We start from the raw sequence: 17,003 nt of genomic DNA, 5'->3' as shown, positions 1-17,003 counted from the left end.
TCCCTCGTGTGCATCGGAATCCGAATCGCTTGCCGGAGTGTTACCGAGGTGTGGGGGATGGTTGGGCACACTGTCCCCTCTCTGTCGCTCTGAGTGTCCGACTGGCGGACTCCGAGGGTTCGAGACTCGGCCAGATCATCGGTAGGGTCCCCGGATATGACTATGGAGTCCATGTGCACCTCGTGCGGTGCAGCGGTCACCGGTATGCGCTTCTGCACAGGGTGTGGCACCCCCGTCAGAAGCGCCCATCAGCCGCCGTCGCAGGGTGCACCGGAGCCGGTTGCGCCTCCGCGTCTGCCGCAGCGAGGCGCCCAGCCTGACCAGGGTGGCCTGTCGTCGTTGCCGAGGCGTCCGCGCGCAGGCGCTACGCCGGAGCCGGGTGAGCACCCGCCCACCGAGGCGGCCGATCCCGGCCGCGGCCAGCACGCGGCGCCGTCAGGGCCGTCCGCGCAGTCAGGGCCGGACATGGACTCGGAGCCGGAGCACCTTCCGCTCGAGCAGGTCAGGCGTACGCCTGGGGCGTCGATGGCTCCGCAGCTGAACATGAACGCGCCGAGCGGCGAGCAGCCGGCCTTCGGCGGCGGGATGGCTCCGCCACCGGCGGGCTCCTCCGACGGTGGTGGCCTGTTCGGGCTGGCGGCGCGTACGCCGAAGTTCGAGCCTGAGCTCGCCTCGCAGTCGCAGTCGCTCTTCATGCCCAAGCGGAAGGACACCGAGCCGCCCGCCGAGGCGCCGGCCGAGCCGGAGCAGGCTCCGGAGGCCCCCGCCCCGGAGGCTCCGGCCGCCCAGGAGCCGCGGGAGCCTCAGCCGGGTCTGCCCACGCTGCCGCCTGCGCACGAGCGCCCGAGCGAGCCGTCCGCGCCCCAGCAGCAGATGCCTGGGGCCGCCCCGATGCCGCCGCTGCCGTCTCGCCCGCAGCCCGAGCAGCAGATGCCGCCGATGCCGCAGCGTCCGCAGCCCGACCAGCCGATGCCCGAGCGACCGATGCCCGAGCGACCGATGCCCGAGCAGCCGCAGCACGAGCAGCCGTTCGAGCAGCCGATGCCGCAGCGTCCCGCAGCGGCGCACGAGCGGCCCGCCGAGCACCGGGGCTTCGTCGAGCCGGCCCCGGCTCCGCAGGTCGACGGCTCGCCCACGGCGCAGTCGACGCACGAGGCGATGCCTCCGGTCGAACGCCGCCAGCCGGCACCGCCCGCGCCGGGTCACCCCGAGGAGACCCAGGTCGCGAGGAACCCGGGATTCGACGCGGGCGACGGCCCCTCCGGGGGCACCCAGCCGCGCGACGAGATCAACCAGTTCGCCCCGCCGCAGCAGCAGTTCGGCGCCCCGGCGCCGGAGGCGGGCGCCAACCCCTACGACCGCGGTCAGCAGAACCAGGGATACGGCGACCAGGGATACGGCGACCCCGCCTACGCCCCGCTCGCGCCGCAGCTGGATCCCGACCAGGCCCAGCAGTCGCAGTGGTCCCAGCCGTACGACCAGCCCTATGACCAGCCGTACGACCAGCCCTACGGTCAGGCGCCGGACAGGTCGCAGGACCAGCTCGGTCAGGGCTTCGCCGATCCTTACGGCCAGGACCCCTACGGCCAGGACGCCTACACCGATCCCACCCTCGTGGGGCAGCCGCCGGTGCCGGGCAACGGTCCGAGCAGCCCGGCGCCGCCGCCGATGGCGCCGCAGGGCTACGACCCGTACGGCAACGGCTATGACGCCCGCTACGAGCCGCCGCGTCGTGACGGCGGTCAGAGCAAGGGACTGGGCGGCATCGACCTCAAGCGCTGGGGTCTGATCGTCCTGGCGATCGCCGTGGTGGTCGCGATCATCGCGTTCGTCATCGGCCTGCTCAACAGCAACGACGACGCCAACGCCAACACCGGCTCCGGCCAGGGCGTCAGCACCACCGCCGGCGGCGGTGCCGAGGTTCAGGCCAAGAAGATCGACGCCCTGATGCGCACCTCGGCCAAGGACAAGGAGTCGATCGGCGCTGCCCAGGCCGACCTCAAGTCGTGCGAGAACATCGACGAGGCGATCGACACCTTCGAGAAGGCCGCCGCCTCGCGCAAGGAGCTCGCGGCCAAGGTCGCGAAGGTCGACACCGCCGCCCTGCCGGGCTCGCAGAAGGTCGTCAAGAACCTCGAGTCGGCATGGATGACCGCGCAGAACGCCGACCTGGCCTTCGCCGCCTGGGGCGAGAAGCGCAAGGTCAACGACGCCGGCGAGTGCATCGGCGGCAAGCGCAAGCTGGAGAAGGCGACGACGCTCAGCCTGGCCAGCCATGACCCGAAGAAGGCCGCCGCCAAGGCGTGGGGCCCGATCGCCGAGGAGTACGGCCTCGACTCCGTGGAGTGGAAGAAGCTCTGAACTGCTGACGCTGACACGTTGGTCGCGGCTCCCGATGAGGAGCCGCGATCAGCGTGAGCGCAGGTACGCCGCCATCGCTCGCATGATGGCCGCCGCCGTCTCGGCGTGGAACTTGTCGGACTTCAGCAGGCGTGCGTCCTCGGCGTTGCGCATGTTGCCGGTCTCGAGCAGCACCTGGGGCACGGTGGTGAGGTTGAGCCCGGCGAGATCGTCGCGCTTCACGAAGCCGCCCTCACCGAGGTAGGTGGCCAGCGGCATGCCGGTCTTCTTCATCTCGGTGCGGAGCATCTCGGCATAGTCGCGAGAGGGTTGCACGACCTTGTCGTTGGTGCCCGACCGCACCGGGATCAGCAGTGAGAAACCGCGCTCGGACTCGGCCGCGCCGTCGGCGTGGATGTCGATCGCGACGTCTGCCTTGGCGTCGTTGATGATCTTCGCGCGCTTGTCGATGCACGGCCCGACCCCGTCGTTGCCGTCGCGCGTCATCACCACCTCGGCGCCAGCTTCTCGCAGGTCAGCGGCGAGCTTGTTGGCCACGGCCCAGGTGAAGTCGGTCTCGGGATAGCCGTCGTCGGTCGCCGTGCCGGTCGTGTTGCACGGACTCTTCGAGCGGCCGTTCCAGACCTGTTTGTTGATCACCTCGGGTGCGCCCGCGTTGCCGGCGTTGTGGCCCGGGTCGATCCCGATCACGGCACCGTCGAAGACGTCGCCGGCAGCTTCCGGCGCGCCCGACGAGGACGGGGCCGCCGAGCCCGACGAGGTGGACGGCGACCCCGATGCCGCAGGCTGCTGCGGCGTACGACCTGGGGTGCACGCCGTCAGGGCCGATGCCAGCGCGAGGCAACCGACGGCGGTGGCTGCCGACCGAGGTATCTCGGTGAGCGGCCGCTTCCCTCGCGGAGCTCCACGAGAGAAGCGGGACTCGACCGAGCTACCTCGGTGAGCATCCGACATCACAGATGCTGGCCCATCCAGGCCTCGACGTCGTCGGCCGTACGCGGCAGGCCGGCGGAGAGGTTGATGGAGCCGTCCTTGGTGACGACGATGTCGTCCTCGATGCGGATGCCGATGCCACGCAGCTCCTCGGGGACGAGCTTGTCCTCCTTCTGGAAGTAGAGGCCGGGCTCGACGGTGAGCACCATGCCCTCCTGGATCGGCCCCTCGACGTAGGCCTCCGGCGAGGCGGAGGCGCAGTCGTGGACGTCGAGGCCCAGCATGTGGGAGACGCCGTGGAGGGTCCAGCGGGAGTAGGTCTTGTTGTCCTCCGAGAGCGCCTCGTCGACCGAGACGGGAAGGAGCCCGAGGTCGTTGAGGCCGTGGGCGATGACCTCCATCGCGGCGAAGTGGCCGGCGCGGAAGGTCACGCCCGGGCGGATCGCCTCGATGGCGGTCTGCTGGGCGTTGTAGACGAGCTCGTAGAGGTTGCGCTGCAGCGAGGTGAACTTGCCGGAGATCGGGAGGGTGCGGGTGATGTCGGCGGTGTAGAGGTTGTTGCCCTCCACGCCCATGTCGAGCAGCACCATCTCGCCCGGCACGATCGGGCCGTTGTTGTCGATCCAGTGCAGCGTGGTGGCGTGCGAGCCGCCGCCGACGATCGAGTCGTAGCCGAGGTCGTTGCCCTCCGCACGCGCGCGCCGGTAGAAGGTGCCCTCGATCCAGCGCTCGCCGTGCTTGAGCACCTGGTCCCACTCGCGCACCGCGTCGGTGAAGCCGCGCACGGTGATGTCGCAGGCCTCCTGGAGCTCCTTGAGCTCCCACTCGTCCTTGATCAGGCGCAGCTCGGAGAGGGTCTTGGCGAACTCGCCGTCCCACGCCGCGTCGTCGGAGGGCGCGACCAGCTTGTCGACCTCCGAGGAGACGCCGCGGAGCACCCGGGTCGGGGTGTTGCCGGCCAGCGCGGAGTCGAGCTGGTCGACGTGGCGCACCTCCATCCCGAGCGAGTCGGAGAGCTCGCGGGCCGAGGGCCGCGCGCCGGCCCAGAGGGCGCCGTACTGACGGTCGCGGAAGAACTCGTCGGTGTCGCGGCCGCTGCGCGGGCGGGCGTAGAGCACCGAGGAGCCGTCGGGCTCGATCACCACGACGGCGTCGGAGGTCTGGTTGCCGGTGAGGTGCACGTGAGCGGTGTCGGCGCGGAAGCGGTAGTCGGTGTCGTTGGCGCGGGTCTTGTAGGTGCCGGCCGGCACGACCAGGCGCTCACCGGGGAAGATCTCCGCCAGTCTCGAACGACGCGCCGCTGCCCACGGGGTGATCGGGTGCTCGGGCACCTCCGCCTCGCGGTCGTCCCAACCCTCCCTCATGAAGTTGGACCAGGCCTCCGGAACCTTCTGGTCGTGGCTCTCGGTGTGATCGTCAGCAGGGATGGGGGCGCCTTCGTCGTTCATACCGGAATCGTACGCCGCGCCGGAGCGCCGGAGCACATGACTTCCCTGGCCACGGCCGCTCCGAAGCGTCTCGATCGGTGTCTCCTCCCACGTGTGGTCGGCTTGCCCGATAGTCTGGCGCGCATGGGGGCGATCCCGAAGGATCCGACGAGAAGCAACCGCACGTTCACCATCGTGGTGGGCGTGCTGGTCGTGCTGGCCTCGCTGCCTGTGCTCGGCATCGTTCTGCTGAGCACCAGCGTCGTCGACCATCATCTCGCGCCGACCGGCGCGATCCTCGGGGTGCTGTTCGCAGCCGTCCCGGTGGTGCCGCTGGTCTATGCCTATCTATGGCTCGACCGCTACGAGCCCGAGCCGAAGTCGCTCCTCGCGCTCGGCCTCGGCTGGGGCGCCTTCGTGGCGGTCGCTGCCGCGCTGATCGTGCAGAGCGTCGGTGCGCTGGTCGCCGGCTGGAGCCAGCCGACCCAGCTCGCGGTCGTGGCTCCGGTGACCGAGGAGGCTGCCAAGGGCCTGTTCCTGGTCGTGCTGCTGGTCTGGCGCCGCCACCTCATCGACGGCGTGCTCGACGGGATCGTCTACGCCGGCATGGTCGGCATCGGCTTCGCCTTCACCGAGAACATCCTCTATCTCGGCGGCACCTACAACGGCACCCCCGGCATGGGCGACAGCTCCTCGGGCCACATCGGTGAGTTCACCGTCGTCTTCGTGATGCGATGCCTGTTCAGCCCCTTCGCCCACCCGCTCTTCACCGCCTTCACCGGCATCGGCATCGGCATCGCCGTGGTGACGCGCAAGCGCTGGCTGAAGGTGGTGGCGCCACTGCTGGGTTACGCCGTCGCGGTGCTCGCCCATGGCACCTGGAACGGCTCGACACTGCTCTACGACGGTGCCGGGTTCCTGCTGGCGTACGTCGTGGTGATGGTGCCCGCGTTCATCTCGATGGTGGCCTTCGCGATCTGGCGGCGGAAGTCGGAGCGCACCATGCTGAGACAGTCGCTGACCGACGCCGCCCAGCGTGGGCTGATCCCCTATACCGACATCGGCTGGGTGGTCGATCTGCGTGGCCGCGACCAGGCGAGGAAGTTCGCCGCGGCCCACGGGGGAGCGCAAGGGGTCGCGGCGATGCGCGAATACCAGCAGGCCGCGATCGAGCTCGGATATCTGCACTGGCGATTCCTGCGTGGCAACCCACCGCCGGACTTTGCTGCACGAGGGAGGGCATATGTTGACCGGATCGGTGAAGTACGACCACATATTGCGTTCCCGAACGGGCAGGTGATGACGGGATGAGCGAAGAACGAGCAGACGACGGCGCCGAGCCGGAGACGCCGACCGAGACCCAGACCGAGGCACCGGCACAGATCGGGGCCCAGGAGGCTCAGGCCGAGCCGACCGCCTACGAGGCCCAGACGGCGGGGATGCTCGCCGAGAAGCCGACCTCCGACTTCGAGGTCGCCAAGGCCCAGGTCGAGGCCGAGGCGTCCGGTGGCGAGAGCAACCGGATGGTGACCTCGCTCGTGCAGCTCCACCAGGCGCTGACCGAGGTCACGCTGCCGCTGGATCTGCCCGGTGCGGAGGAGCAGCGCACCGCGCGGCAGAACATGGTCGAGCAGCTCGAGGACTATGTGATCCCGCGGATGATGACCATCGACGCGCCGTTGCTCGCGGTGGTCGGTGGCTCGACCGGTGCCGGGAAGTCGACGCTGGTCAACTCGCTGGTCGGCACCAGGGTGACCACGCCCGGCCTGCTGCGTCCGACGACCCGGTCGCCCGTGCTCGTGCACCACCCCGACGACGCCCGCTGGTTCGGGCAGGACCGGCTGCTGCCCGAGCTGGAGCGGGTCGATCACCCGACGAACGACCCCGACGCGCTGCAGCTCGTGGCCAACGAGTCGCTCCACGCCGGGCTCGCCGTGCTGGACGCTCCCGACGTCGACTCGGTCGAGGAAGCCAACCGGGTGCTGGCCGCCGAGCTGCTCGCCGCGGCCGACCTGTGGATCTTCGTCACCTCGGCCGCGCGCTACGCCGACCAGGTGCCCTGGGAGTTCCTCCAGCTCGCCGCCAACCGCTCCACCGCTGTCGCGGTGGTGCTCGACCGCACCCCGCCCGACGCCGTGCAGACGGTCGCCGGCCATCTGGCCCGGATGCTGGCCTCCCGCGGCCTGAAGGACTCTCCGCTCTTCATCGTCCACGAGGGCGAGGTCTCCGAGCAGGGGCTGCTGCCCTCCGAGCACGTCGCCGAGGTGCGCTCCTGGCTCGACATGCTCGCCGACGACGCCACCGCGCGCCATCAGGTCGTCACCCAGACGCTCGACGGGGCGGTGCGCGCGCTGACCCTCGAGGTGCACCCGATCGCCGACACGGCGGCCGGGCAGGGCGAGGCGGCGCAGCGGCTGCGTACGGATGCCGACATGGCCTACGACGACGCGCTCAAGGCGATCATGGCGGCCACCGCCGACGGCACGCTGCTGCGCGGCGAGGTGCTCGCGCGCTGGCAGGAGTTCGTCGGCACGGGCGAGATCCTCAAGGCGCTGGAGTCGCGGGTCGGCATGATCCGCGACAAGATCCTCGGCTCGATCAAGGGCAAGCCGCAGCAGGCCGAGCGGGTGACCGCCGCGGTCCAGGGTGGCCTGGAGATGCTGATCCTCGAGCAGTGCGAGTCGGCCGCCGAGAAGGCAGAGGCTGCGTGGCAGATGAGCCCGGCCGGACGAGGGGTGCTCGACGCCGGCCCGTCCGACCTCGGCCGCGCCTCGCGCGCGCTGCGGCCCAAGGCCGAGCGTGCGGTGCGCGACTGGCAGCAGGACGTGCTCGAGATGGTGCGCGGGGAGGGTCAGGACAAACGTACGACCGCGAAGTTCCTCTCCTACGGGGTCAACGGCCTCGGTGTCGCGCTGATGGTGGTCGTCTTCGCCTCGACCGGCGGTGCGCTGGTCGGGGCCGAGGTCGGCATCGCGGGCGGCACCCTCCTGATCGGCCAGAAGCTGCTGGAGGCGGTCTTCGGCGACCAGGCCGTGCGCGGGCTCGCGGCCAAGGCACGCGAGGCGCTCGAGACGCGCATCGTGACACTGGTGGACGAGGAGCGTGCGCGCTATACCGGACAGGTCGACGCGTTGCAGATCGACCAGGGTGCGCCGGAGCGTCTGCGGCACGCGGCGCGGAAGGTGGGCGATGCTCGGTTCGCCAGCCAGCGCGGTCATGACTGAGACTTGTGTCAGGGAATGAAGGGGGAGCATTGAGCGGCCTGCTCGAAGGTGCAAAGAACCTGGTCAGCCGAGGCGGAGACCTCGGCGAGCGACTGGACGGACTGACCGCTGCGACCGACGCGGCGACCGGGCGTCTCGACGACGAGATCGTCGACGAGGCCCGCGGCGTCGTCAACAAGGCGCAGGGGCGCCTGAAGCTCTCCGCCGACCACACGGTCGTCGGGGTCGCGGGTGCGACCGGGTCCGGCAAGTCGTCGACGTTCAACGCGCTGACCGGGCTGGAGCTCTCCGCTGTCGGGGTGCGCCGGCCGACCACCTCCTGGGCGACCGCCTGCGTGTGGGGCTCCGAGGGCGCGCAGGAGCTGCTCGAGTGGCTGGGCATCCCCGAGCGGCACCAGACCACCCGCGACTCGATGCTCGACACCCGCCGCGAGACCCACGAGCTCGACGGCGTGGTGCTGCTCGACCTGCCCGACCACGACTCCACCGAGGTCTCTCACCACCTCGAGGTCGACCGTCTCGTCGAGCTGGCCGACATGCTGGTCTGGGTGCTCGACCCGCAGAAGTACGCCGATGCGGCCATCCACGACCGTTACCTGCAGCCGCTGCGTACGCACTCGGAGATCATGGTCGTGGTGCTCAACCACATCGACCGTGTGCCCGAGGAGCGTCGTGAGTCGATGCTGGGCGACGTACGCCGCCTGCTCGATCAGGACGGGCTGCGCAACGTGCCGGTGATCCCGGTCTCCGCCAAGCTCGGCTGGGGTGTTCCGCAGCTCAAGACCGAGATCGCCCAGCGGGCGGCGGCGAAGCGGGCCAACAAGTCGCGCCTCTCCGCCGACATCAAGACCGCTGCCGTCAAGCTCGCCAAGGCCTCCGGCGACGCCAAGCCGCGTTCCCTGGCCAAGCCGCGGGTCGAGGCGCTCGAAGACGCCATCTCCGAGGCTGCCGGGGTGCCGACGGTGGTCGACGCGGTCGAGAGATCCGTACGCACCCGAGCCCGCGGCGCGACCGGCTGGCCTCTGGTCTCCTGGGTCTCCCGACTGAAGCCCGACCCGCTGAAGCGGCTGCACCTGGCGCTGGGCGAGGAAGCGACCCAGCTGGCCGGGCGTGCCCGCACCTCGCTGCCACAGACCACCGCCGTCGAGCGGGCGCGGGTCGACACCGAGGTCCGTACGCTTGCCGACGAGGCCGGAGCCGGCCTCGCCACCCCGTGGCGGGAGGCGATCCGGCGGGCATCGGTCGCTCGGATGGGCGATCTCGCCGACAGGCTCGACGCCTCCGTCGGCGGCGTCGACCTCAACGCCGAGCGGCTGCCGCTGTGGACGGGGCTGGTGCGCGTGCTCCAGTGGATACTGATCGCGATCGCCGCCGTCGGGCTGGTGTGGTCGCTCGCGCTGGTGCTCTCCGGGCCGGCGGTCGGCGAGGCGACGCCGTCGGTCGCGGGGGTCGAGCTCCCGTACGTGCTGCTCATCGGAGGTGTCGGACTCGGCCTGGTGCTGTGGTGCGTGTGCCATCTGATGGTGATCAGCACCGCTCGGCGCCGTGCGCGGGCGGCAGACTCGCGGCTGCGCGCGGCGGTCTCCGAGGTCTCCCGCGAGCTCGTCGTCGACCCGATCGAGACGGAGCTGGCGGCCTACACCTCGCTGCGTCACGGCGTGGCCAAGGCGCTGCGCTGACGGTTTGCGCGTGACCTGACCCCGAGAATGGGGCCGTTCACCGTCCACAGGCACGGTTCGATCCGGGGTTGTCCACAGGCCCACGTACGCCGCCGGAAACTGTCGGTGGCCGAGCGCAGAGTTGCCTTCGAAGGCCCGCATCAGGCGGGTGGAGCACTGAGGAGACAACGATGAACGACTCGACCATCACCTTGCGCGGCTACGTCGGCGCCGACCCGATCGTGCGCACCGTCGGCGACGTCTCGGTGGTGAACTTCCGGATGGCCTGCACGCCGCGGAAGCTCAACCGGAAGACGGGGGAGTGGAGCGACGGTGTGACGCAGTGGTTCTCGGTGAGCGCCTGGCGGCAGCTGGGGGAGAACGTCGGCCGCTCGCTGCGCAAGGGCGACCCGGTCGTGGTGCAGGGCCGGCTGACCGCCCGCACCTATATCAACAAGGACGGTCTGGAGGTGAACACCTTCGAGGTCGAGGCGACCGTCGTCGGCCATGATCTCAACCGGGGCATGACCAGCCTCTCCCGCAACCCGCGCACGCTCGCTGCCGCCACCGCGCCCGAGCCCCACGAGGAGCAGGAGACCGATCCGATCTCCGACTGGCGCGCGCCAGGAGCCGACCCGTGGGAGCAGAAGCCGGAGACCTCGGGCGAGGCTGAGGGGTCCCCCGAGACGGAGACCTCGGAGGCGGCCTGAGTCCAGATGATTGATGCACGGGGTGCCCGTCGCGAGCGGCGCCGGGCGCCGCGCTGGCAAGGCGCCGCCCTGGCTGAGGGCATACCGGGCGTCTGTTGAAGGGCGGCAACGCCGCCAGCGTGGATGCCGGGCGTCGCGTAGCAGGGCACCCCGTGCATCAATCATCTAGAGGTGCGCCGGTTGTACCGGCGTGCCTCTCTCTCATTAGGGTGGGCCTTATGGCCGACTACATCCTCTCCCTGCGCAATGTGCGCAAGGCCCACGGCGACAAGGTCGTCCTCGACAACGTCACCCTCTCGTTCCTGCACGGTGCCAAGATCGGCGTCGTCGGTCCGAACGGTATGGGCAAGTCTTCCCTGCTCAAGCTCATGGCGGGGATCGACCACCCCAACAACGGTGACATCGTCCGCGACCAGGACGCGACCGTCGGGATGCTCCAGCAGGAGCCGCCGCTGACGGAGGGCAAGACCGTCCTCGAGAACGTCGAGGAGGCGGTCGGCGAGATCAAGGCGAAGATGAAGCGCCTCGAGGACGCCTACATGGAGATGGGCGACCCCGACGCCGACCAGGACGCCCTGATGGCCGAGACCGGCGACCTGCAGACCTACCTCGACAACATCAACGCGTGGGACATCGACTCCAAGCTGGAGCAGGCGATGGACGCGCTGCGGTGCCCGCCGGGAGACACGCTCGTCGACAACCTCTCCGGTGGTGAGCGCCGCCGCGTCGCGCTGTGCAAGCTCCTGCTGCAGGAGCCCGACCTGCTGCTCCTCGACGAGCCCACCAACCACCTCGACGCCGAGTCGGTGCAGTGGCTGGAGGGTCACCTCAAGTCCTACAAGGGCGCCGTCCTGGCCGTCACCCACGACCGCTACTTCCTCGACAACGTCGCCGAGTGGATCGCCGAGGTCGACCGCGGCTCGATCCACGGCTACGAGGGCAACTACTCCACCTACCTGGAGAGCAAGAAGGAGCGGCTCAAGGTCGAGGGCCTCAAGGACGCCAAGCGGGCCCGGATGCTCGAGAAGGAGCTGGAGTGGGTCCGCTCCAACGCCAAGGCCCGCCAGACCAAGTCGAAGTCGCGTCTGGCCCGCTACGAGGAGCTGGCCGCCGAAGCCGACAAGGCCCGCAAAATCGACACCGCCGACATCAACATCCCGCCGGGTCCGCGCCTGGGCGACGTGGTGATGGAGGCCAAGAGCCTGACCAAGGGCTTCGAGGGCCGCACCCTGTGGAACGACATCTCCTTCTCCCTCCCGCGCGCCGGCATCGTCGGCATCGTCGGCCCCAACGGTGTCGGCAAGACCACGCTGTTCCGGATGATCACCGGCTCCGAGGAGCCGGACGCGGGTGAGCTCAACGTCGGCCAGACGGTGAAGATCTCCTACGTCGACCAGAGCCGCGGCGGCATCGACCCCAACAAGAACGTCTGGGAGGTCGTCTCCGACGGCCTCGACTTCATCAAGGTCGCCAACTTCGAGATGAACTCGCGGGCCTACGTCGCCTCGTTCGGCTTCAAGGGTCCCGACCAGCAGAAGAAGGCCGGCGTGCTCTCCGGTGGTGAGCGCAACCGCCTCAACCTCGCGCTCACCCTGAAGCAGGGCGGCAACATGCTGCTGCTCGACGAGCCGACCAACGACCTCGACGTCGAGACGCTCTCGTCGCTCGAAGACGCCCTGCTCGACTTTCCGGGCTGCGCCGTGGTCACCTCCCACGACCGGTGGTTCCTCGACCGCATCGCCACCCACATCCTCGCCTGGGAGGGCACCGAGGACAACGAGGGCGAGTGGTTCTGGTTCGAGGGCAACTTCGAGTCCTACGAGGCCAACAAGATCGAGCGCCTCGGCCAGGAAGCCGCCCGCCCGCACCGCGTCACCCACCGTCGCCTCACCCGCGACTGAGACGCCGAGTCGGCTCGAACTGACCGAAAACCCCGTCGAGTCGGCGCGTTACAACGCGCCGACTCGACGGGGTTTGGTGTTAGAACGAGCCGACTCGGCAGGGGGTCAGCGCATCTCGATGCCGGGGCGGTCGCCGACGAGGTGGTCGGAGACGGTGTTCATCGCGCGGCCGAGGGCGGCGAAGTCGGTGGGGTCGACGAGGTCGATGAGGTAGTCGCGTACGCCGTTGACGTGCACGGGAGCGGCCTCACGGAGTCGCTCGAAGCCACGGTCGGTGAGGGCGGCGACGACACCGCGCCCGTCCTCGTCAGCGTTGCGGCGCTCGACGAGCTCGGCACGCTGCATGCGGGTGATGGTGTGGGTGATCCGGGAGCGGGAGTGGGCCAGCGAGTCGGCGAGCTGAGCCATCCGCATGGCGCCGGAGTTCTCGGAGAGGCGTACGAGGATCTCGTACTCCGGCAGCGAGATGTCGAAGCGTGCGCGCAGGTCGGCGTCGAGGCGGTCGTTGAGCAGGGTCATCCCCATCATCAACGCACGCCAGGAGCGCTGCTGGTCCGCGTCCAACCATCGAGTCTGTTCCCCCACGAAAGTCAAGGTTAGTCGCGCGGGCCGATCGCCGCTAAACCATTCGCCAGTCCCTGGGGTTCGAGGTCAAGATTGGCTGGTGTCGACTCCCCCCGCGCTCGGTATGCGCGACTTCATAGCCGCGCTCCCGCGTGAAGGCCGCTGGCTCCTGGCGACGGTCGCGATCCAGCTCCTGGGTCGCGGCATGACGCTGCCGTTCACGATCATCTATCTGCACGAGGTGCGCGGCTTCGACCTCGGGGTCGCCGGCTCCCTGATGGGCCTGATAGCGATCGTGGGTCTGATCGTGACCGGCCCCGGCGGCTCGTTGATCGATCGCTACGGCGCGCGCCCGGTGATCCTCGGCGGTCTGGTCTGCGCGATCGCGGGCGACGTGATGCTCGCATTCGCCACCACGCCTGTGCTCGCCGGCGCGGCGCTGTGTCTCCTGGGCATCCAGGCCGGGGTCTCCTGGCCGGCTGCCAACGCCCTGGTCGCCACGGTGGTGGAGGGCGACCTGCGGCAGCGCTACTACGGCGTCAACTTCGCCCTGATCAACCTCGGTATCGGGGTCGGCGGCGTCATCGGCGGCCTCTTCGTCGACGTGGCCCGGCCGGAGACCTTCACGTTCGCCTTCCTGGCCAACGCGGTCACCTTCACGGCCCCTGCCCTCGTGCTGCTCGGCCCGTTGCGGCACGTGCACGGCCGAGCCGCGCGTCCGGCCGCCGACGAGCCGCATGCGGGCGCGTCGTACGCCTCGATCCTGCGTCGTCCCGAGGTCGTCTGGCTGGTCGTGATCGGGGTGCTGCTCTCGACCCTCGGCTACGGCCAGATCGAGAGCGGGTTCCCCGCCTACGCGCGCCAGATCTCCGAGGTGTCCACGCGGGTCGTCGGCTTCGCGTTCGTGGCCAACACCGCGGTGATCGTGCTCGCGCAGTTCTGGGTGATGAACCGGGTCAGCGGACGACGGCGTACGCGGGTGCTGATCGCCACCGCGGTGATCTGGGCCGTCGCCTGGGTGGTGTTCGGGGCGACCGGCCTGATGCCGGGCTCGATCGCGGCCGTCGTCGGTGTGGTCGCGTTCCAGGGGCTGTTCTTCGCCCTCGGCGAGACGCTGATGCAGACGGCGTTCCCGTCGCTGACCAACGACATGGCTCCCGACCACCTGCGTGGGCGCTACAACGCGATCAACTCGGCCTCGTTCCAGACCGGGGCGATCATCGGGCCGGTCATGGCGGGGTTCCTGCTCGAGCACGGCCGGTCGACGCTGTTCATCGCGGCGATGGTGGTGGGCTGCGTCGGGATCGCCGCCGGCGCGCTGCGGCTCGAGCGGCGGATCACTCCTGCCGTCAACGGGTTGAGAACCCCGCTGACGCAGGAGCCCGCGCGTCAGTGACGCGCGGGCTCCTGGTCGGGTGCTGCTGGGTCAGATGCGCTCGAGGATCATCGCCATGCCCTGGCCGCCGCCGACGCACATGGTGATCAGACCGGTGGTCTTGTCGTGCCAGTCGAGGCTGTTGAGCATGGTGTTCTGCAGGCGCGCGCCGGTCATGCCGAAGGGGTGACCGACGGCGATCGCGCCGCCGTTGATGTTGAGGCGGTCGATGTCGATGCCGAGGTCCTGGTAGGACGGGATCACCTGGGCGGCGAAGGCCTCGTTGATCTCGACCAGGTCGATGTCGCCGATCGACATGCCGGCGTACTTCAGCGCGTTCTTCGTCGCCTCGACCGGGCCGAGGCCCATGATCTCGGGGGAGAGACCGGAGACGCCGGTGGACACGATCCGGGCCAGCGGCTTCGCGCCGAGCTCGGCGGCCTTGGCGTCGGACATCACGACCACGGCGGCGGCGCCGTCGTTGAGGGCGCAGCAGTTGGCGGCGGTGACCGTGCCGTCCTCGCGGAAGACCGGCTTCATCCCGGAGATGCCCTCGAGGGTGACGCCGGCGCGGGGGCCGTCGTCGGCGGAGACGACGGTGCCGTCGGGCGTGGTGACCGGGGTGATCTCGCGGGCCCAGAAGCCGTCGGCGATGGCCTTCTCGGCGAGGTTCTGCGAGCGTACGCCGAACTCGTCCATCTCCTGCCGGGAGATCCCGCGCGAGGTGGCGAGGTTCTCCGCGGTCTGGCCCATCGCGATGTAGACGTCGGGCAGCAGCCCGTCCTCGCGCGGGTCGTGCCACTTCTCGTTCGACGCGGCGGTCGCGGTCGTGCGCGACTGGGCGTCGTCGAAGAGATGGTTGACGGTGTCCGGCAGGTGGTCGGAGGTGCCCTTGGCGAAGCGGGAGACGGTCTCGACGCCGGCCGAGACGATGATGTCGGCCTCGCCGGCCTTGATCGCGTGCAGCGCCATCCGCGAGGTCTGCACCGAGGAGGAGCAGTAGCGGGTGATGGTGGCGCCGGGCACCTTGTCCCAGCCGTTGAGCACGGAGACGACGCGGCCCATGTTGTTGCCGGACTCGCCGCCCGGCAGGCCGCAGCCCAGCAGCAGGTCGTCGATGTCGTTGGGGTCGAGACCCTCGACCTTTCCGACGGCTTCCTTGGTGATGAGGGCGGCGAGGTCGTCGGGACGGAAGTCCTTCAGAGATCCCTTGTTGGCGCGCCCGATCGGGGTTCGGGCGGCGGCGACGATGACTGCCTCAGGCATGAAGACTCCCGGTTACTGGCGAGTAGGAACGACTGTGCTCGACACCATACTCGCCTGGACTGGGCTGTGAGACCAGGCCCGGCGCCCAAGGTCGTCTGGAAGGATCGGCCCCGTGCGTCACCTCTACGAATGCCCCATGCGCTGGGCCGACCTCGACATGCTCGGTCACGTCAACAACGTCGTCTACGTCGACTACCTCCAGGAGGCGCGCGTCGACATGCTGCGCACCCATGCCCGGAGCCCGCAGACCCAGGGGCTCGCGGAGGGTGTGGTGGTGGTCAGCCACCAGGTCACGTACGTCGCCCCCTTGCTCTTCGACTTCAAGCCGGTCTACGTCGAGTCGTGGGTGACCGAGATCCGGGCGGCGAGCTTCACGATGGCCTACGAGATCTTCCGGGAGGCGCCCGACGGCAGCCGCACGGTGTTCGTGCGGGCCAGCACGGTCCTGGCGCCGTACGTCTTCGCCACCGAGTCGCCGCGGCGGCTCAGGCCCGAGGAGAAGACCAACCTGGAGCCCTACCTCGAGCCGTACGCCCCGGGGGCCTCGCCGAAGCCGCTCGCCTTCGGTGAGCCCAAGCGGATCGAGGACGGTCACTTCCCGCTCCACGTGCGCTTCTCCGACGTCGACGCCTACGGTCACGTGAACAACGTGAAGTACTTCGAATACTTCCAGGAGTCCCGCGTCGCGCTGATGCAGCGGCTCCGCTCGCGCCACGACCTCGAGAGCTGGTCGGCCGTCGTCGTCGCCCAGACCGACGTCGTCTATCAGGCACCCGTGCTCGCCCGCTCGGAGCCCTACGACGTGTGGAGCCAGGTCTCCCGGCTCGGCACCAAGTCGATGACGATCGAGTCCGAGATCGCCGACGGCGACCAGCGGCTCGCGCGCGGGCGGGTCACGCTGGTCTTCTACGACCTCGAGGCAGGCAAGGCGATCGAGCCCAGCCCGCAGGTGCGGGCGGCCGTGGAGAGCATCGTCTAGCCGCTGGCGCTACCTGCGCCAGCCGTCGCCGTCGCGGTCGCTGTGGCGGTCGCCGTTGTCGTGGCGGCCGTCCCAGTCGGCCCAGTCTTCCCAGGCGCCCCAGCTGGGCACGTGGTCGTCCCAGGTCCAGTCGGGGCGGTCCTCGCGACGGTCCTGCTCGCGCGCGGCGGCGAGATGACCGGACGCGGGCGGCTTGGTGCGAGCCTTCTTCGCGCCCGGCGGGTTGTGGGCGGGGGTGCTGGCGTGCTGCTCGGAGGCGGGTGGCGCGACCAGGTCGCGGGAGACCATCTTGGTCGTGGGCGAGGCGTCGGGCGCGGGGAGCGTGCCCACCGAGGTGTCCTCGGCGGCGTCGATCGGTGTGGGAGGTCCGGCCGGGGCGAGCCTGCCGTGGGCGTCATCGCCCTGCTTCGGCGACTCGGTCGCGTGCGGGGCGCTCGAGCGTGGGCCTGCGATGAGAAGAGCGACTGCGACGGCGGCGACGAGCACCATCCCGATCCCGACGATGGCCCACTGAACTGCCCGCATGCGTTCTCCGTGATCACTCTGGTGCCCGAATGGTCTGCTTGAGGCCAGTAGCCTCTCAGCGCCTGTGTCAGATGTCGAGC

13 protein-coding genes are annotated in these 17,003 nt (G+C 69.9%); 8 read left to right on the top strand and 5 right to left on the bottom strand.

From position 1 onward, the window contains the following. Positions 1-465 precede the first annotated feature (465 nt). Positions 466-2,361, top strand: coding sequence for a hypothetical protein (locus FB381_RS19780; RefSeq protein WP_141781863.1), 1,896 nt, complete (start codon positions 466-468; stop codon positions 2,359-2,361). Positions 2,362-2,409: 48 nt separating this feature from the next. Here the strand turns inward: FB381_RS19780 and FB381_RS19775 are convergent, their stop codons facing one another. After that, positions 2,410-3,315, bottom strand: coding sequence for an N-acetylmuramoyl-L-alanine amidase (locus FB381_RS19775; RefSeq protein WP_141781862.1), 906 nt, complete (start codon positions 3,313-3,315; stop codon positions 2,410-2,412). Continuing rightward, positions 3,315-4,742, bottom strand: coding sequence for an aminopeptidase P family protein (locus FB381_RS19770; RefSeq protein WP_141781861.1), 1,428 nt, complete (start codon positions 4,740-4,742; stop codon positions 3,315-3,317). Before FB381_RS19770 ends, FB381_RS19775 begins: the two co-directional genes overlap by 1 nt. Before the next feature lie 123 nt (positions 4,743-4,865). Here FB381_RS19770 and FB381_RS19765 point away from each other — a divergent pair, with 123 nt between their 5' ends. The 5 genes from FB381_RS19765 to ettA all read left to right on the top strand — a co-directional run bounded on the left by FB381_RS19765 (position 4,866) and on the right by ettA (position 12,214). Further along, positions 4,866-6,032: a PrsW family intramembrane metalloprotease gene (locus FB381_RS19765; RefSeq protein ID WP_141781860.1), complete on the top strand. Its 1,167-nt coding sequence runs from the start codon at positions 4,866-4,868 to the stop codon at positions 6,030-6,032. After that, complete coding sequence (locus FB381_RS19760; protein ID WP_246088216.1) at positions 6,029-7,945, top strand: dynamin family protein; 1,917 nt, start codon at positions 6,029-6,031, stop codon at positions 7,943-7,945. The genes FB381_RS19765 and FB381_RS19760 overlap by 4 nt, the downstream gene beginning before the upstream one ends. Before the next feature lie 29 nt (positions 7,946-7,974). Continuing rightward, the gene (locus FB381_RS19755; protein WP_141781859.1) at positions 7,975-9,624 is read left to right on the top strand and encodes a YfjP family GTPase; all 1,650 of its coding nucleotides are present in this window, start codon (positions 7,975-7,977) and stop codon (positions 9,622-9,624) included. Positions 9,625-9,794: 170 nt separating this feature from the next. Continuing rightward, a complete protein-coding gene (locus FB381_RS19750) occupies positions 9,795-10,313 on the top strand; it encodes a single-stranded DNA-binding protein (protein ID WP_141781858.1) in 519 nt (172 codons plus the stop codon). Between the two features lie 218 nt (positions 10,314-10,531). Continuing rightward, on the top strand, positions 10,532-12,214 hold the full coding sequence (gene ettA, locus FB381_RS19745; RefSeq protein ID WP_141781857.1) for an energy-dependent translational throttle protein EttA: 1,683 nt from the start codon (positions 10,532-10,534) through the stop codon (positions 12,212-12,214). Positions 12,215-12,319: 105 nt separating this feature from the next. Here ettA and FB381_RS19740 read toward each other — a convergent pair whose 3' ends face one another. Beyond that, the gene (locus tag FB381_RS19740; RefSeq protein ID WP_342778432.1) at positions 12,320-12,778 is read right to left on the bottom strand and encodes a MarR family winged helix-turn-helix transcriptional regulator; all 459 of its coding nucleotides are present in this window, start codon (positions 12,776-12,778) and stop codon (positions 12,320-12,322) included. A 100-nt stretch (positions 12,779-12,878) separates the two neighbouring features. Here FB381_RS19740 and FB381_RS19735 point away from each other — a divergent pair, with 100 nt between their 5' ends. After that, positions 12,879-14,174, top strand: a complete 1,296-nt coding sequence (locus FB381_RS19735; protein ID WP_246088215.1) for an MFS transporter — start codon at positions 12,879-12,881, stop codon at positions 14,172-14,174. Between the two features lie 30 nt (positions 14,175-14,204). Here FB381_RS19735 and FB381_RS19730 read toward each other — a convergent pair whose 3' ends face one another. Then, positions 14,205-15,419: an acetyl-CoA C-acetyltransferase gene (locus FB381_RS19730; RefSeq protein ID WP_141781855.1), complete on the bottom strand. Its 1,215-nt coding sequence runs from the start codon at positions 15,417-15,419 to the stop codon at positions 14,205-14,207. 112 nt (positions 15,420-15,531) lie between these two features. On the opposite strand from FB381_RS19730, the gene FB381_RS19725 reads away from it, so the two are divergent. Then, positions 15,532-16,398: an acyl-CoA thioesterase gene (locus tag FB381_RS19725; protein ID WP_211352501.1), complete on the top strand. Its 867-nt coding sequence runs from the start codon at positions 15,532-15,534 to the stop codon at positions 16,396-16,398. Positions 16,399-16,407: 9 nt separating this feature from the next. Here FB381_RS19725 and FB381_RS19720 read toward each other — a convergent pair whose 3' ends face one another. Then, complete coding sequence (locus FB381_RS19720; protein ID WP_141781854.1) at positions 16,408-16,923, bottom strand: hypothetical protein; 516 nt, start codon at positions 16,921-16,923, stop codon at positions 16,408-16,410. Positions 16,924-17,003 lie beyond the last annotated feature (80 nt).

It is taken from the genome of Nocardioides albertanoniae (assembly GCF_006716315.1).
In the GTDB taxonomy this organism is placed as follows: domain Bacteria; phylum Actinomycetota; class Actinomycetes; order Propionibacteriales; family Nocardioidaceae; genus Nocardioides; species Nocardioides albertanoniae.
This window is presented reverse-complemented; position numbering and strand designations above follow the sequence as displayed.

Coding starts and splice junctions, on each gene's coding strand:
- FB381_RS19780 (WP_141781863.1), top strand. CDS start 466: ATGGACTCGGAGCCGGAGCACCTTCCGCTCGAGCAGGTCAGGCGTACG.
- FB381_RS19760 (WP_246088216.1), top strand. CDS start 6,029: ATGAGCGAAGAACGAGCAGACGACGGCGCCGAGCCGGAGACGCCGACC.
- FB381_RS19765 (WP_141781860.1), top strand. CDS start 4,866: ATGGGGGCGATCCCGAAGGATCCGACGAGAAGCAACCGCACGTTCACC.
- FB381_RS19750 (WP_141781858.1), top strand. CDS start 9,795: ATGAACGACTCGACCATCACCTTGCGCGGCTACGTCGGCGCCGACCCG.
- FB381_RS19775 (WP_141781862.1), bottom strand. CDS start 3,315: ATGTCGGATGCTCACCGAGGTAGCTCGGTCGAGTCCCGCTTCTCTCGT.
- FB381_RS19720 (WP_141781854.1), bottom strand. CDS start 16,923: ATGCGGGCAGTTCAGTGGGCCATCGTCGGGATCGGGATGGTGCTCGTC.
- FB381_RS19730 (WP_141781855.1), bottom strand. CDS start 15,419: ATGCCTGAGGCAGTCATCGTCGCCGCCGCCCGAACCCCGATCGGGCGC.
- FB381_RS19770 (WP_141781861.1), bottom strand. CDS start 4,742: ATGAACGACGAAGGCGCCCCCATCCCTGCTGACGATCACACCGAGAGC.
- ettA (WP_141781857.1), top strand. CDS start 10,532: ATGGCCGACTACATCCTCTCCCTGCGCAATGTGCGCAAGGCCCACGGC.